Genomic DNA, 17111 nt, shown 5'->3' on the forward strand with positions numbered 1-17111 from the left:
CGCTCCTTGTTATGACTCATCCCCTTTGGCCGGTCCCGGCTTCAACCCCGGCCGTTGACGATACTTATCAAATGATCCGGTTAACCGCGGCCGCTTGTCCAGCATCCACCAGGGAGCTCGGAACAGGACATCCTTCAACTCGCCGAGCTTCGGAGTGCTTGAAGTGGACAAGTAAGGAAGCCCAAAGGAACGCAGACTGCATAGATGAAGGACAATGGCGATAATCCCCATCATGACGCCGAGCAAGCCGAGACTTCCTGCCAGCAGGATCATTGGAAAACGCAGCATCCGGATGGCAATCCCCGCGACATAACGCGGAATCATGAAGGAGGCAATGCCGGTAATCGCCACGATAATGACCATGGGTGCAGAGACAATGCCCGCTTGCACGGCCGCTTGACCTATGACAAGTGCTCCGACAATGCTGACGGCTGCCCCGATCTGCTTCGGTAAACGTACGCCTGCTTCCCGAAGAGCTTCAAAGGTGATTTCCATGATAAGTACCTCGACTATCGCAGGAAAAGGTACTGCTTCTCTTGAGCTGGCCATGCTAATGATCAAGGACCCCGGAACCATCTCTTGGTGAAATGTAAGTACGGCCACATAAAGAGCGGGAAGCAAGAGCGAAATCAGGCAAAATCCATAACGCAGCCATCGTATGATGGAACTGATCCAAAACCGCTGATAATAATCTTCGGCAGCCTGCAGCAGGGTGAAAAAGGACACCGGCGCAACCAAAGCAAACGGGGTGCCTGCGACCAAGATGGCGGCTCTGCCTTCCAGTAAATTGCCGCAGACCACATCGGGGCGCTCCGTGCTAAGCAGCTGCGGAAAAGGAGAGTACGGGTTATCTTCGATCATTTCTTCGATATAGCCGCTTTCCAGGATCCCGTCGATTCGTATTCTGCCAAGACGGTTTTTTATTTCCTCAATCAGTGTTTCGTCCGCGAGTCCTTCGATATAGGCAATCACAATATTCGTTTGCGTATATTCCCCCAGGGTCATTGATTCCAGCTTCAGCTGTGGACTTCTGATGATGCGGCGCAGCTGCGAGGTGTTGGTTCTCAGTGTTTCCGTAAAGCCCTCCCTCGGTCCGCGGACTCCAACCTCCGCTGAAGGCTCTTCAACCCCGCGCTTCTCCCACTTGTTGAGACCGAACGCCAGGCCGCGGGCTTCGTTGTCACGGAGCAGAATAGGATTGCCGTTCGAAAGCTGATCAATACAATCACTTATTGTAGCAACTTCCGTCGCGCTGGATGCTGTGATTTTTCTCTCCACCAACTGACGAAGGTCTTTATGGATTCCGATTTCCTCCCGCATGAGCGGAGCGATGATATATTCCTCGATCCTTTCGGCATCGGATAAGCCTTCGATATAAATTAACATCGATTTGACTTCTCCTATTGTAAAGGAACGAAATATCACGTCAGAGCAATGGGCGTAGACTGTACGTAATTGCGTTTCGTTTTGCTGCAGGCTCGAATCAAGGTTATGATCAGTTCCATTTCGCACCAAGAATAAAATCCCCTTGTCTAAGGATAGCTATGGTTAGAGTTAGCTGATTTCCCCTTTCCTATGCAATAAAAGGAAAAAGCAGAAGAGGCTTAGAACAATTTGTCTCTTTTTGCTTCTTCGTTTAGATTCTGTTAAGAATTATGGTGTATACTCCTATATTTGAAGGGAGGGTGAACCAAGGCATGTCCATTCGATTTCGGCTGCTCATTTCGTTTATGACCACACTGGCGGTAACGGTGCTCGTCTTTTTCCTGACGGCCTATTTAATTGCGTTTGCCGTCACAGGGGATGCCCGGAGCATCAGCCGCTTTTATAATATCCACTATACCCTGCACCCGTTGACGGAAGAGGAAGAACGGATTTTCATGGAAATGAAATACTTGGCTAAAGAAAACCCGGAGCAGTTAATGAACAAAGCGCTGCTCGGCGATTACGACTACCAGTTGAAAATGGTGCAGGCCGGGTTGATTGTGAGGCACAATCAAGACCTGTTGTTTGTATCCCCGTCGATCCGGGAGCCGGGCATTGGAGCGGCGCTGCCCGATTACGAAATGGGGAACTATTCCATTCGCAATTCCATTAACGTGGGAAGCCGCTTTTTCTCCTATGCGAAATTCGACTTTCCTTTTTCCGAGCAAGATCGGGGCAGTATATTCGTCATTAGGGAAAGAAGTCCTTTTGCCGAAATCGTTCGAACGCTGCTGCCTATCCTGATTGTGGTCTTATTAGCCATTCTGCTGCTGACCAGCGGCCTGCTGTACCGGTATGTCACAAGAACGATTGTGCGGCCGATCCATATGCTAAGGGAATCGGCAGAACGGATCAAGGAGGGGGACCTGCAATTCGAATTCAAACCCGAATCGGATGATGAGATCGGGCAGCTGGGACTGACCTTCGAGAAGATGAGACAGAAATTGAATGAATCGATTCAGCTTCAATTGCAATACGAGGAGAACCGCAAGCAATTGTTATCGAATATATCCCATGATTTAAGAACGCCGATTACAACCATTAGAGGATACGTGGAAGGGATTCGGGATGGGGTTGCGGATTCGAAGGAGAAGATGGACAAATACATCCATACGATCTATACGAAAACAGCGGACCTGGATCGCCTTGTGGATGAATTGTTCTTATACTCCAAGCTGGACCTGAATCGCGAGCCCTTTTCTTTCGAAACCGTCGATTTCCTAGCGTTCGTAAGGGATATGGTGGAGGAAACAGAACTGGAGCTGGAAGAGAAGGGGATCAAGATCGTTTGGGAAGGTGTTCGTGATGCGAAAGTGCTGGTGATGGCCGACCGGGAAAAGCTGAAGCGGGTCTTCTTGAATCTGCTCGGTAATTGCGTCAAGTATATGGATAAACCGGAGAAGCGTATCGTTATTATTACTAGCGTACAGGAAAATCAAGTCACGGTGGAGGTTCGCGACAATGGGCCGGGGATTCCCCCTGAAGCTCTGCCGCATATTTTTGAACGGTTCTACCGCGGAGAGCCGTCGCGTAATGCGAAGACGGGCGGCAGCGGCTTGGGGCTCGCCATTGCTAAGCAGATGGTTGCGGGTCACGGGGGGCGCATCTGGGCAGAGAGCGAATGGGGCGAGGGCACAAGGATGTTCTTCTCATTAAAGATCATGGGTAAGAGTGGTGATGAATGATGCAGCGAATATTGATTATAGAAGATGAAGTCGCTATCGCCGAGCTCCAGAAGGATTACCTTGAGCTGCATGGGTTCTCCGTGGATATGAGCCATTCCGGCGGCGAAGGGCTGGATCTCGCATTGGAACGAGCTTACGATTTAATCATACTCGATCTGCAGCTTCCGGAGATTGACGGCTTCGAGCTGTGCAGGCAAATTCGCCGGGCCAAGGATGTACCGATACTGATTGTTTCCGCCAAAAAAGAGGAGATCGATAAGATAAGGGGATTCGGCCTGGGTGCCGATGATTTCATTACCAAGCCCTTCAGTCCGAACGAGCTGGTCGCCAGATCAAAGGCGCATCTCGCCAGATATGAGCGCTTTTTGGGCAAGAACAAGGCTTTGGAAGAGATTCGGATACGTGAATTGACCATCGATAAAGCGTCGCGTCGGGTATACGTCCATGGCAAGGAAGTGATATTTACCGCCAAAGAATTCGATCTGCTGGTCTACCTCGCAGCCAATCCGAACCGTGTGTTCAGCAAAGACGATTTATTTGAACGAATATGGGGGCTGGAATCGGCCGGCGATATCGCAACGGTTACCGTCCATATCAGGCGCATTCGCGAAAAAATAGAAGCGGATCCGTCCAATCCTCAATTTATTGAAACGATCTGGGGAGCGGGATATCGTTTTACGGTATAAGCTTTCATGGCTGTTATTGAAAAGTTTCGAGTTTGTTTAGAAATATTTAATCTTCCTGTATGAGCGAGTTTAGAATGATCGTCTATCATGAATGCATGAAGGACATCATATCAAGCTCATAGAGAGGAAGAATTATATGAATAAAACTATGCAGAAGATTACCGCTTTAGCGATCGCAGCGACGATTGGAGGAAGCGCTTTGCTGCCATTCAACGTGATGGCTTCCGAGAACGCGACGGAGCAGGCGATCCGCGAGATGGTTCAATTAGGCGTGCTTCACGGTTATGAGGATCAAAGCATGAAGCCGGAGAAGCCGGTCACTCAAGCCGAGCTGGCCAAGATGATCGTGCTTTCCCTTCAGCTCCAAGCGGAGGGGAGTGTCCTAAAGAATCAGGAGCATCGGAACAAATGGTACACCTCCTACGTCAATACTGCGGTGGCCTCGGGCATCTTGGTAGAAGAAAAGCTTCAACCGAACCAGCCCGTCGCCTCGGATGAGTTCGCAGCAGCCTTAGCGAAGGCGCTTCAGAGAGATGTCTTGTCCATTAAGCATTGGATGAAAGGAATCGTCACCGGCCAGAATCATGTCACCCGCGGGGAAGCTTCTCAGATTCTGCTGTTAGCCCGAAAGGCGGTTCGTTCCCAGGAGGCGCAGGTGGTTTCTGTAAAAGCGCTGAACGCCATTACGCTGGAAGTGACGTTCTCCGCACCGCTGACGCTGAATGATGAGAGCATCGAGGAATCCGCCAAGAACTTTGTCTTTGACGGCGGTCTTACCATTGTCAACCAGCCGCGGCTGAAGACGGGCGCTCTTCAAACATACATCGTTCCTGTAACGACTATGTCGGCAAATACTTCCTATACTCTAAGCTACAAAGGCAAGCAGCAGCATACGTTTGTATCCAGCGATGAGAAGATCCGAATGAATACGGTTCGCCAAGTGACATCCGATACCTTTGAAGTAGAATCCTTGCGTGAAGAGGGTGTGGTGGATTACGGCTATATCATTTCCGCCTATGCGGGAGGCCGCGGGAAGGATGCTTTCATCTTGGATGAAAACAACAGCTACGACGGACAGCCGTTTCAGATCATCTCTAGCTTGAGAAATCGTACAGCGACGTTAACTCCTGAGGGAGGAACGCCTATCACTGTTAACTATGTCGGGTTCACTCAATCCACAGACGGTAAACAGGAGCCGAAATTCCGTCTGCCGGGAGGCGCCGCGCTAACGCCTGGCGTCAAATACACCGTAACCTCCGATTGGTTTGAATTGAAGAGCGGCTCCTTCATCGCAGAAGAGATCGCACCTTTATCGATTGCTTCGGCTTCGCAGGTAGATGGAAAGACCATTCATGTCCAGCTGTCCGAGGACCCGCAGGATGAACTCTTTGCCTTCCGCTCCGTTAAGCTCATCGGATCCGACCAATCGGAAGTAACTGCTCAATACAGACTGCAATCCCGTAAGGGTGCGGTTGGGGTGTTCGACATTCAGAACGGGGGACAGCTAGCCCCTGGAGTAAGCTATACCGTCGCACCTGTTGGAGCTTGGGCTGTGGCCAAGAATGTAGTATTGAAGGCTATCGGCCAATAAAATCGATTTAGACATGGGGCTGTCCCGAAAGTCATCTTAGATGACCCGGGGCGGCTTTCCTTTTTGTAATCCTTTTTCCATTATAAACTAGAGAAAAGTCCGTACTTATCGTGTGCAGTGAGAATTCTACCGAGCTATCGTAGGTATATAACTTCTCCTTTACTATGGGTGTTGACGAAGAAAACAAAATGAGCTATAGTATTTTCATACCCATACGGGTATATGTATTAAACGAAAATGATGAAAGGAATGCATTTCATATGGCCAAGACGTATTCATTTTTTTGCCATAAATAATACCCCATAGGGTATATGTGATGCCAAAGTGAACACACAACCTTTTCATCAATGAAAGGAGTCGCTATGGATTTCGGTTGGATCCTCACCCTATTCATTATCGGCTTTGCCGGTTCCTTCATTTCAGGGATGGTCGGTATCGGCGGGTCCATTATTAAGTATCCGATGCTGCTGTACATCCCCCCGGCCTTAGGATTTCTAGCCTTTTCGGCTCAAGAGGTTTCGGCGATCAGTGCGGTTCAAGTATTTTTCGCAACATTGGCAGGTATGTTCGCTTTCCGCAAAGGTGGCTACATGAACAAATCGTTAGTTTTATCCATGGGTATCGCGATTGTCGTCGGAAGCTTCTTAGGTGGCTACGGCTCTAAATTACTGCCTGATGATGTAATTAATCTTGTTTATGCCATCCTTGCTCTCGTAGCGGGTATTATGATGTTTCTACCCAAAAAAGCAAATGAGGATGCTGATTATACAAAGCTGCAGTTCAATAAGCCGCTCGCAGCCCTATTGGCCGCCGTTATCGGGATTCTTTCCGGAATCGTCGGGGCGGCAGGAGCGTTTATCACGGTTCCGGTCATGTTAGTTATTTTGAAAATTCCGACACGAGTTGCCTGATCCCGTCCATCGTCATGGTTGTGGCGAGTACGATTGCTTCGCCAATCGGAGCGAAAATTAGTAAAAAGCTAAATACGAAAGTTCTTCAATGGATATTGGCCGCTCTTATCGTGGCAACCGTCATCAAAATATGGATTGATATCATTTTAACCTAATGGAGGAGATACCATGCGTGAACACAGTAATCATACCGAGAAAGGATGCGTAACATGAGCAATCTACAAGCAAATCGAACGTTGGATTGTGCTGGCTTGGCATGTCCCATGCCTGTGGTTCGTACCAAAAAAGCCATGGAAGAAATAAAGACAGGCGAGATTCTGGAGGTAAGAGCCACGGATAAAGGCTCCGTTGCCGATCTTCAAAGCTGGGCCAAGCGAACGGGTCACCAGTATATCGGATTAAAGGAAGAAAGCGAAGTGTATCGTCATTTTATCCGAAAGGCAGATTCGTCCGAGGTGAAGGCGGAAGCCAAGTATCCTCATACGGCTCCCCTTGATGAGATCAAGTCGAAATTGGCGGGCGGGGAGAAACTAAACATTTTGGATGTTCGCGAACCGGCGGAGTATGCATTCGGTCGTCTGCCAGGAGCAATATCTATTCCTGCGGGAGAGCTGGAGCAGCGAATCCAAGAGCTGAATCCCGTTGAGGAGTATTACGTCATATGCCGTACCGGCAGCCGCAGTGATATGGCTTGTCAAGCCTTAGCTGAAAAAGGCTTTACGAAAGTCAAGAATGTGCTGCCCGGAATGACGGAATGGACAGGCGAAGTAGAGAGGGAGGTTGTTCGAAATGACGACAAACATAATACACAAAATCAACGCCAAACAAACGGCAAGAAAGATCTTTAACCATGAAGAGCTCTTTATCCTGGATGTTCGCAATGAAGCGGATTTTGCGGATTGGAGAATCGAGGGACAAAGCGTAGAGATTATCAACATCCCCTACTTCGATTTGATCGATGGAGTCGATCGGGCGCTCGATCAAATTCCGGATGGCAAGGACGTACTGGTAGTATGCGCCAAAGAGGGCTCTTCTGTATTTGTTGCCGAACAAATTGCAGAAGCAGGAAGAAACCATGTGTATTATCTGGAAGGCGGCATGAAATCCTGGAGTGAATATCTTGAGCCGGTGAAGGTAGCCGACCTGTCCGGCGGTGGAGAGCTGTATCAGTTTGTTCGCATCGGCAAAGGCTGTTTGTCCTATATGGTGCTCTCGAGCGGAGAAGCGGCGATTATCGACTCCACTCGGATGATTGACCAATATGATAGCTTTCTGAATGAAAATAATGCGAAGCTCATTCACGCCATCGATACGCATCTTCATGCCGACCATATCTCCGGGGGGCGCGCCCTGGCTGAGAAATATGGTGCAGCCTATCATTTGCCTCCTAAGGATGCGACAGAGGTTATGTTCAGCTACGAACCGCTGGAAGAAGGAAGCCCTATTTATGTCGGCAATGAAACGATTGTAGTCCAGCCTATCTACTCCCCTGGTCATACGATCGGTTCCACGTCTTTCATCCTAGATAACAAGTACCTGCTTTCCGGAGATATTTTATTTGTGGAATCGATCGGACGTCCGGACCTGGCAGGCCTTGCTCATGATTGGGTCGGAGATCTTCGTGAGACGCTTTACAGCCGTTATAAGAATTTATCTGACGATCTCGTCGTTCTCCCTGCCCATTTTGGTAATGTAACGGAGCTTGGAGCAGGCGGGCTTGTATCCGGTCGTCTAGGTGATCTTTACAGGAATAACCCAGGCTTAAACATTCAAGACGAGGGAGAGTTCCGTAAGACGGTCACGGAAAACCTGCCGCCTCAGCCTAAGGCGTATCAAGAAATCCGTCAAACCAATATGGGGAAAATCACCCCGAATGAAGAGGAACAGCGTGAGATGGAACTGGGTCCCAACCGCTGTGCCGTTCATGATAACTAAGGAGGAACTCGTAATGAACAGTCATAAAGTATTGGATGCAAAAGGGTTAGCTTGTCCTATGCCCATCGTAAGGACCAAAAAGACCATTGACGATTTGGAATCAGGGCAGGTTTTGGAAGTACATGCCACAGATAAAGGGGCTAAAAATGATTTGACCGCTTGGGCGAAAAGTACAGGACATGAACTAGTACAAAATACGGAAGAAGACGGTGTATATAAATTTTGGATTAAGAAGGCCTAATAGGCAAATGAAATGGAGAGATGGTACGTGACACAGAAACAAAAATCTACAATTGTACTGTTTAGCGGGGAATTGGATAAGGCGATCGCTGCCTTTATTATTGCGAACGGGGCGGCTGCCTACGATCATGAGGTTACGATCTTTTTTACCTTCTGGGGCTTGAACGCTCTTAGAAAAGACGAACCGATAGCTGTAAAAAAGGGCTTCCTGGAAAAAATGTTCGGCAAACTGATGCCGCGTGGCGCCAATAAGCTTGGTTTATCAAAAATGAACTATGCCGGAATGGGCCCTCAGATGATTAAGCACGTGATGAAGAAGCATAATGCACTGAGCTTGCCTCAGTTGATCGAGCTGGCACAGGAGCAAGGCGTTAAGCTTGTGGCTTGTACCATGACCATGGACCTGTTGGGTTTGCAACAAGAAGAACTGCTTGATGGAATCGAATATGCAGGAGTGGCTGCTTATCTTGGAGACGCTTCCGAAGGGAAAGTAAACTTGTTTATTTAAGCCAAACCATAATTCACTCCTTTCATATTGTTAGCTGCAATTATTCAAGGCTATAATATACCCATACATGTATATGCTAAGGAAGGGTGAATGGAATGATCTATGATGATGATGTGAAAAGAAGATTGAAGCGGATGGAAGGCCAAGCTAGAGGTGTTCTTAACATGATGGAGGAGGGCAAGAACTGCAAGGATGTTGTAAGTCAGCTCTCCGCTATTCGCAGCGCAGCCGATAAAGCCATCGCGTATATTGTTGCTGTCAACTTGGAGCAATGTATTCTGGAGCAAAAAGAAGCGGGAAAAGATACCAGCCAGGTAGTCAAAGAAGCCATGGAGCTCTTAGTGAAAAGCAGATAACAGCAAAACTTGTACTGTCGAAGCGGTATGAGGAGCAAGCAGGTTACTGAGACAAAAAAAGGTACAGCCCTCAAGGAAAAATATGGGGGGTCTGTACCTTATTTATTTCTGCTTATCTGAATTCCGTCGGTATTCTCCGGGAAACCCCCGTCAAAATGGCCGTCTCCACAACGGCATTCCTTACTTTGGCAACGACCTGTTCATTAAATATACTTGGAATAATATAGTGCTCGTTAAGCTCCTGCTCCGTTACGACGGAAGCTATGGCGCGGGCTGCAGCGATCTTCATCGGCTCGTTAATAAGTCTTGCACGGCAATCGAGCGCCCCTCGGAACAGACCTGGAAATACAAGCACATTATTGATTTGGTTGGGATAATCACTTCGGCCTGTAGCAAAAACCCGAACGTGAGGCATGGCTTCCTCCGGCGCGATTTCCGGAGTTGGATTCGCCATTGCAAATACGATACTGTTAGTTGCCATGCTTCTAATATGTTCACTCCGCAGGATTCCACCCCGTGATACGCCGATGAATACATCGGCACCCTGGATGACTTGATCTAAGGGTCCCGGCTCCGACTCCACCTGTGGCTGCTGGGCAAGCCAGTTCCACATAGGATTGTTATAGCTTTCACCGCGCACGATTGCACCTTCACGGTCTACTGGAACAAGCCGCTTTACTCCAGCAGCAAGCAGCATTTTGCAAATCGATACTCCGGCGGCACCGATCCCGTTCACCACTACGCGAATTTGCTCCATACGTTTTCCTACAACCTTGAGCGCATTCAGAAGCCCGGCTACGACAACGATTGCCGTTCCGTGCTGATCATCGTGAAAGACAGGGATGTCCAGTTCTTCCGCAAGCCGGGTCTCGATTTCGAAGCAGCGTGGCGCACTGATATCTTCCAGATTGATGCCGCCAAAAATCGGGCTGATGGCTTTCACCGTGCGAATGATCTCATCCGTATCCGTCGTATCCAAGCAGATAGGGAAGGCGTCTACACCGGCCAATTGTTTGAACAGCATAGCTTTCCCTTCCATAACGGGAGCTGCCGCGTGGGGACCGATGTCTCCTAGTCCAAGGACGGCCGTGCCGTCAGTCACCACTGCGACGGTATTTCTTTTGATCGTCAGCGAATAGGCCTTTTGCGGATTCTCAGAAATGGATGTGCATATCCGAGCGACACCCGGAGTGTAGACACGGGAGAGGTCATCTCGGTTTTTAATAGGCAAATTCGGCTGAATGGATATCTTTCCGCCTAAATGCGCAAGAAAAGTACGATCTGAAACGTTAATCAGCGTAATCCCTTCCGTTGCCCTGAGAGTGTCTACGATCTTGGACTGCTCGGTGTCTGAGACATGTACAGTAATATCGCGAACGGAACTATCCTGTCCGGGACGAATGACGTCGATGGAGGTAATGTCGCCGCCCGCACGGCTGATCGCTGAAGCGACGTCGCCAAAGTTCAGCTTAGCATGATTTAATTCCAATCGTAAAATTAAGCTGTTAAATGACATAATAATCACCTCTTGGACAAATTATTGGCTCAAGCTTCTCCAGGGCTGTAGTTGGCATTACAATTAAGATTCATTAATGTTCATAATACTGAACGGTATTCATATTAATGATCAAATTTATATTCCCATAGTTTTCATTTCGTGTCAATGGAATTCAGCAAAATAAAATAATCAAATTGGGACCCCCCATAGAGCACATAATCTATAAAGCGAAAGTTCGGAGGGTATTCTTTACATGACCGATTGACGCTTATTGTTACGGTAATATAGTATAATGATGTAAGCGAATACAGAAACAAACCATGATTTCTCTCAAGAGGTGTTTTATTTCGGCCCAGCAGGGCCTCATTTTTTATCTCTCATTATTAGGTAAGGACGATCACATACCATAGAGGATGGGTTACTATGGAATATACCAATTGGCTCCCCAAAATCGTTTTCATGATAAGAAGTATGAAGCTCCAAAACAAATTGATGGCGGGGTATGTGCTTGCCTGCGTTATTCCGCTGCTAGTGGTGAGCACCGTGATCTATCGCCAGTGGATTACGGGTTTAGAGGACTCCTCCCAAGAATTTGCGGCGTTATACACCTCTCAGATCGAGGCTTCATTAAATAATTTCGTTAAAGAATACGAAAAGATAACCAAATCGGTATTGGTCGACAATGATATTATCTACAAGCTCGGCGAAGAGCGGAAGATGACCATGGACGAGTTAAGTATTCAGAAGGTTACCGTGCAAAGATTATTGATGCGGGTCGCTGTGTTGAAGCCGGAAATAGTCCATTTGATGTTGATCAGTCGCGATAACAGCATTTACCAGTACGGCAATACCTCCAACTCGGTGAATTTAAGCGCATTAGTTTCCGAGGATTGGTATAAAAAACTTCAAAGCTCGGGCAATACATTTTTTATTACCGGATTGCACGACCGCGCTTATTACGAGGATAAAGGAGAAGGGGCTCTGGTCACGGTAGGAAGGGTGCTGCTGAACTTTGATGGTTCTTATGCCGGGCTGCTTCTGATTGATATGGACCCATATACACTGCTGCAGCTTAATCAAGATTTTCTCAAAGCCCAGGATAAATACGGTATTCGTGTTATCATAAGCGACAGCTCCGGAGATATTGTTTACCATTCCGATGCGGCCAGCGGCAGACAGTCATGGAAGCAAATATTGGAATCCGGAAAGGATTACACCAGGGATGGGAGTACGGATGATCGAATCATTCTCTCAGGCCAAACCGAGCTAGGGAATCTAATTATCAAGACGGAGCTTTCTCGTGAAAAGCTGCTGAAGAAAATCAACCATATGAAGGTATTAACCGTAATGGTTATTATTGCGGCGAGCCTCATCATGGCGATGATCGCCTTAGCCTTAAGCTATACGATCACCAAGCCTATCAAAGCACTACGTCGAAGCATGAAGCAGGCGGAAACCGGGGAATACAAACCAATCCACAGTGAGCAGTCCAATGACGAAATAGGCAGTCTGGTCAATAGCTATAACAAAATGATCACTACCATTCGAACCTTAATCGAAGAAGTCTATATTGCCGAAATCAAGCGACGTCATGCCAAGTTTATTGCACTTCAGAACCAGATCAATCCTCACATGCTGTACAATACGTTGGAATCGATCCGCATGAAGGCGCTTGTTCAAGAGGAAGAAGAGATCGCCGGCATGATCAAGATATTGGCGAGAATGTTCCGTTTAGCCTTGGGCAAGGAAGGCAGGCGGCATTCCATTAAGGATGAATTGGAGTACACGGTTAATTATCTGCAATTGCAGAATATCCGTTTTGACCACAAGTTCCGCTTGGATATCCGCATTCCTGAAGAGATGCAGCGGTGCAGCATCATTCCGATCGTTTTTCAACCTATTGTCGAGAATAGCATTAATCATGGTTTTCAGGATTACAACCGGATGATGAATATCGTCATTGATGGTCTTTGGACGGAGGAGGGATGGATATTGATTCGAATTACGGACGACGGAGCAGGCATATCCTCTGAAAGGTACGAAGAGCTTAGCCGTATTTTGGAGGAAGCGGAGTCGGATAAGTATAAACTGGGAGAGCCGGAGGATAAAGGGCTTGGCCTGAAAAATATTGCAGAACGCATAAAGATTCATTATGGTGAACGATATTATCTTAAGCTTTTACCCGGGAACGGGAATGGGACAACGGTGGAGATCCTGATCCCGAGGCTCTGATTGCATTTTGAATAGAAAGAAAGGGGGAGAAAGAAATGAAGGTGATCCTGGTAGACGACGAGAAGGGCATTTTGGACGGCCTTAGGGTGTTGATAAAGCGTTATATTCCGGAATGTAAGGTGGTAGGTGAAGCCTATAACGGTCTTGAAGGCGTTAAAATCGTTCAAGAACAGAAGCCGGATATCGTCATTACGGATATTCGAATGCCTCAGGCGGACGGGCTGGAGATGATCAGGATGCTTAAAGAGGCAGGATGTCAGGCCAAATTTATCCTCTTGAGCGGTTATGCCGACTTTGAATACGCCCGAAGAGGCATGCAGCTGGGAGTTCAATTCTATATTAACAAACCGGTGGAGGAAGAGGAGCTGCGTGACTGTATTCATCAGGTCATTGAGGCCATTAAGGGGGAACAAGCTAAGCTTCAGGAAGTGGAGGTTCTCAAGCAAGAGGTCCATAACCGGATGCAGGAAATTTCTTTAAGGGACATCATTGACGTTGGCAGTGAAAATACCGCTTACGTGGAAGAGCTGCTGCAGATGGCATCCATTCCAATCAAAGGGAATCTCTTTGTTTGTGCCTTGCTGGAATTTGGGAATACCGTTGAAAGCCTAAAGGAATTCGTGCTTGAACCGGTGTTTCGCCAAATTGATCAGGCGTTAGGACAGTACCGGAAAGTGTACCGATTCCGCTATTCCGGAGCCCAGATCGCTATCATCGTGGCACATAGTGGAGATATTGCTTATGAGAAGCTGATTGGTTCCATCCAGCGGTTAAAAGAATCGCTTTATCGCGAGTTAAAGCTGTCTATGACCGTCGGGATCGGAACCGTGCACGAGCGGGCAGCGGGAATTAGCCGATCCTTTGAGGAGGCTCGTTATGCTTTAAGCCATAAGGTTATCAAGGGGGTGGATGTTGTCATCCCTTACCCTGAGATCATGAGCCTGCCGGGAACAAGTCATTCTATTTCGGAAAACATGGTCACCCGACTGGAGGCCGGCTTGGATAACATGGACGAAGCGGAATGCGTCAGCATCATCCGGGAGATATTCCGGCAAATGGAAGCGGAACAAGGTATGAGTCCGGTCGATCACCAATTGCAATGCTTGAATATCCTATTATTAAGCGTACGTAAAATGTCTTTCCTGCAGCTGCAGCAGAATAACTTTCTGGGAAGAAATATATTGTCGCTGGAGGGTATTTCACGTATTCGAACGCTGGATGACTTGGAGCAATGGATGGTTGGAGTAATTAAGGGGATTATCTCCTTCAAGCTGGCAAATAATATTCCTAAGAAAAAGGATATCATAGCTGAAATCAAAGAATATGTGAAGGAGCATTACAACAAACAGATCAGCCTGGCGGATCTGTCCGACCGCTTCTTCATAAACCCCTATTATTTAAGCCAGCTGTTTAAACAGAAAACAGGCGATACCTATCTTAACTTTCTTGCCCAGATCCGGATTAACAAATCGAAGGAGCTGCTGGAGAAAACCGATTTGAAGGTGTACGAGATTTGCCAAATGGTAGGCTACTCGGATACTCAGCATTTTGCCCGGTTATTTGAGAAATTGGTAGGATATAAGCCCAGTGAGTATCGCAAGAGCTCTAGGAAAGAGTAATAGAACATAAAAAAATGCCGGATCTCACACAGGGTGTGTAGTGATCCGGCATTTTTTTTTTACCTGTTTCAGAGTGGAAACGAACCGCGATAAACCGCCACATCATCGATATATAAGGAGTTCCGGGTGGCTCCCCCCGTTTGGAAGCTAACGGTGTCCAAGCCCGGTACCTGAGCTGAATACGGAATCCCGGATGCCTTTAAGGTGTCGTCAACGAAGATTTCATACTTATTCGATACAGGGTTTGTCTTCAGCTTCACGGTATACCATGTACTCGGCTTTACGCTCTGTATAACTTTGTCATTGGCCACCAAATTGTTGTCTGCATTCACGTATATATCTATCGCCACGGTATCGCCGCTCATTAATTGGAACCGGTCATTTCTCAAATCCGCATCGTCTTTAAATCGCCACTGTGCCGTTATTGCCGCGGATTGACCTTCAAACGACTTGGTGATCCCTGCGGAATGGGTTGATGAGTTATCGCTTAAATAAACGCTTCTATCGGTTACGCTGGGTACATTTGCAATGGATACGGCCGTGTCTGCCGGCTCGGAAACCATCCAGCCCGGTTCTGCCCCTGTGACCTCGTCGTTAAACGAATTTTTTAAGAAAACATTTTTGCTTTCGGGCTCCAGTACCAGCAGTTGCAAGCTGTTTGATTCAAGCTGCACCGAGGTGGTGTAGTTCCCTTTGTGGGGCACGATCTTGTCGTCAACCATTTGGAGATTGCTATTGTCGAGACTTGCGAAATAGTTACTTGTTGTCGAATCGATTTTATAAGTTTTCACCCTGACATTTTTACCGTTGAATATGGACGGCAGATTGGTTACATTCACTGCTGCATTGTATTCTGTAGTACCGGTGCCCTGATAGTTCCAAACCATAAGGGAGATACCTGTATCATCCTTGGAGGCCAAGGCATATACACCTTTACCTTTGCTGTCGATGCTATCCGAGGTAGCGGATACCTTTGTCGTTTTCATTTTTGACTGCATTACCCTCATATTTCCAAAAGGTGTAAACTTGTCTGAATAAATGGGATTCAGCAGTTTATTATAGCTATCTCTGCTTACTAGGCTATCCTTTCTGCCATTACCGCCATTATGGCGTACATTCCAGCCAAAGGGATAGTTTTTACTGCTGCTGGTCGAATACCAATAAGCTTGTGAAGCCATTCCTGCCGCCTGCCTTAATTGGTCTGGTTGAACTCCCCCGATGCTGTCGGGAGTATCCGTCAAAGGTCCCGGGTACATACCTGTTTCCGTTATGAATGATGGTATATCCGTGCTTATCCCTCTGCTCCTGAGTTCAGCCTCAAGTTGGGCCCGTTCATCAATCGCAATAGTCGGGGTCTCCTTATAAAAAAGATATCTTCCAGTGCTGGGATCTATTCTTAAATAACCATGGTAGGATATGAAATCAAGCTTCTTTGTCGGCGAGGTATCGTCCTTATATCCATCCAAAAACCCTTTGAGCCAATGTAAATCGAAATTGTATAAAGCGGGTCCTCCAACCTGCAAAGGAACCGATGGCTTTAATTCCGCATTAACTTCATTTACAGCATCGGAGAAAGCTTTATAGTAGCTGTAATAATTACTTGGTGAAAGAATATTTGTGGTCGTTTGTTTTTTAGTAACCGGGTCAATTCTATAATAGTTAGCGTCGCTGTTTGGAGGAGCATCGGGCTCATTAGTAACCTCCAAATACTTTACCTTTGGAAAATTTTGTTTGATGTGTTTGATATATTCTTTCACGATGGGCTTGATCTGCGCAGGTGTATACTCAAATTCTTTGATCACCTTCTCCGCTCTTAAATTAATCAACAGTTCTTCACCCATATCGCTTACCTGCGTCAAATAAGCGTCAATTCGATCAAATTTGTTGAATAGCCCTGTAGCTTCATCGTAAATTTCCGATTCATTGAGCCATGCTCTTTGAATTTTCGTATGGAGGCCCTGATCATTAAGAAACTGTATATCTGCAGACCTTGAAGCCTGCGCTTCCGGATAAGTGGATTGTTTGGCTACATTGAAGTACTGCTCGCTTCTAAAAAGTGTACCTTGCGAGACATTAGCATCAACGGATATCGTTGCACTTGAGGTAGTTGAAGCCGCATTCGCTTTGCTTGTTTGGGGGAGGTTAATACTAGTCCCCAGTAACACAGCAGCGAGAGTGAAGCTTAGAGTTTTTAACCCATAACATTTTTTGGTATGTACCATGATTGAGTCCGCCTCCTAAGAATAGAGTGATCCAGGTTATTGACATTGTGCCGGTTGTATGCGTTTACACGGGCGTGTAAACGAAAACCAAACGGAACGACTTTGACAGCCAATATTCGCCTCTTTTATACAAGATATGGATT

The 17111-nt window shown here is 47.1% G+C and carries 13 protein-coding genes and 1 pseudogene; 11 read left to right on the top strand and 3 right to left on the bottom strand.

Annotated features, from left to right (window positions below):
* Positions 1-9: 9 nt before the first annotated feature.
* A complete protein-coding gene (locus RAC89_RS29365; protein ID WP_373430117.1) occupies positions 10-1524 on the bottom strand; it encodes a spore germination protein in 1515 nt (504 codons plus the stop codon).
* 173 nt (positions 1525-1697) lie between these two features.
* On the opposite strand from RAC89_RS29365, the gene RAC89_RS29370 reads away from it, so the two are divergent.
* The 9 genes and pseudogenes from RAC89_RS29370 (at position 1698) to RAC89_RS29410 (ending at position 9397) form a co-directional block, all read left to right on the top strand.
* A complete protein-coding gene (locus RAC89_RS29370; protein WP_306617217.1) occupies positions 1698-3170 on the top strand; it encodes a sensor histidine kinase in 1473 nt (490 codons plus the stop codon).
* Complete coding sequence (locus RAC89_RS29375) at positions 3167-3856, top strand: response regulator transcription factor (RefSeq protein ID WP_306617218.1); 690 nt, start codon at positions 3167-3169, stop codon at positions 3854-3856. The genes RAC89_RS29370 and RAC89_RS29375 overlap by 4 nt, the downstream gene beginning before the upstream one ends.
* A gap of 136 nt (positions 3857-3992) precedes the next feature.
* Positions 3993-5447 (top strand): S-layer homology domain-containing protein, encoded by a 1455-nt coding sequence (locus tag RAC89_RS29380; RefSeq protein WP_306617219.1) that lies wholly within the window; start codon positions 3993-3995, stop codon positions 5445-5447.
* Between the two features lie 362 nt (positions 5448-5809).
* A pseudogene (locus RAC89_RS29385) lies at positions 5810-6513 on the top strand (sulfite exporter TauE/SafE family protein).
* A 45-nt stretch (positions 6514-6558) separates the two neighbouring features.
* On the top strand, positions 6559-7206 hold the full coding sequence (locus RAC89_RS29390) for a sulfurtransferase TusA family protein (protein WP_373430082.1): 648 nt from the start codon (positions 6559-6561) through the stop codon (positions 7204-7206).
* On the top strand, positions 7148-8293 hold the full coding sequence (locus tag RAC89_RS29395) for an MBL fold metallo-hydrolase (RefSeq protein ID WP_306617221.1): 1146 nt from the start codon (positions 7148-7150) through the stop codon (positions 8291-8293). The genes RAC89_RS29390 and RAC89_RS29395 overlap by 59 nt, the downstream gene beginning before the upstream one ends.
* 13 nt (positions 8294-8306) lie before the next feature.
* On the top strand, positions 8307-8534 hold the full coding sequence (locus tag RAC89_RS29400; RefSeq protein WP_306617222.1) for a sulfurtransferase TusA family protein: 228 nt from the start codon (positions 8307-8309) through the stop codon (positions 8532-8534).
* A 12-nt stretch (positions 8535-8546) separates the two neighbouring features.
* Positions 8547-9041: a DsrE/DsrF/DrsH-like family protein gene (locus RAC89_RS29405; RefSeq protein ID WP_284646465.1), complete on the top strand. Its 495-nt coding sequence runs from the start codon at positions 8547-8549 to the stop codon at positions 9039-9041.
* 95 nt (positions 9042-9136) lie between these two features.
* Complete coding sequence (locus tag RAC89_RS29410; RefSeq protein ID WP_284646466.1) at positions 9137-9397, top strand: metal-sensitive transcriptional regulator; 261 nt, start codon at positions 9137-9139, stop codon at positions 9395-9397.
* 112 nt (positions 9398-9509) lie between these two features.
* On the opposite strand, the gene RAC89_RS29415 is transcribed toward RAC89_RS29410, so the two are convergent.
* On the bottom strand, positions 9510-10913 hold the full coding sequence (locus RAC89_RS29415; RefSeq protein WP_306617223.1) for an NAD-dependent malic enzyme: 1404 nt from the start codon (positions 10911-10913) through the stop codon (positions 9510-9512).
* Positions 10914-11318: 405 nt separating this feature from the next.
* Here RAC89_RS29415 and RAC89_RS29420 point away from each other — a divergent pair, with 405 nt between their 5' ends.
* Together RAC89_RS29420 and RAC89_RS29425 are read left to right on the top strand one after the other, a co-directional pair.
* The gene (locus RAC89_RS29420; protein ID WP_306617224.1) at positions 11319-13127 is read left to right on the top strand and encodes a cache domain-containing sensor histidine kinase; all 1809 of its coding nucleotides are present in this window, start codon (positions 11319-11321) and stop codon (positions 13125-13127) included.
* Between the two features lie 35 nt (positions 13128-13162).
* Positions 13163-14746, top strand: coding sequence for a response regulator (locus RAC89_RS29425; RefSeq protein ID WP_306617225.1), 1584 nt, complete (start codon positions 13163-13165; stop codon positions 14744-14746).
* A 68-nt stretch (positions 14747-14814) separates the two neighbouring features.
* On the opposite strand, the gene RAC89_RS29430 is transcribed toward RAC89_RS29425, so the two are convergent.
* Positions 14815-16968, bottom strand: coding sequence for a glycoside hydrolase family protein (locus RAC89_RS29430; RefSeq protein WP_306617226.1), 2154 nt, complete (start codon positions 16966-16968; stop codon positions 14815-14817).
* Positions 16969-17111: the final 143 nt, after the last annotated feature.

The organism is Paenibacillus sp. GD4 (assembly GCF_030846225.1).
GTDB classification, from domain to species: Bacteria; Bacillota; Bacilli; order Paenibacillales; family NBRC-103111; genus Paenibacillus_G; species Paenibacillus_G silviterrae.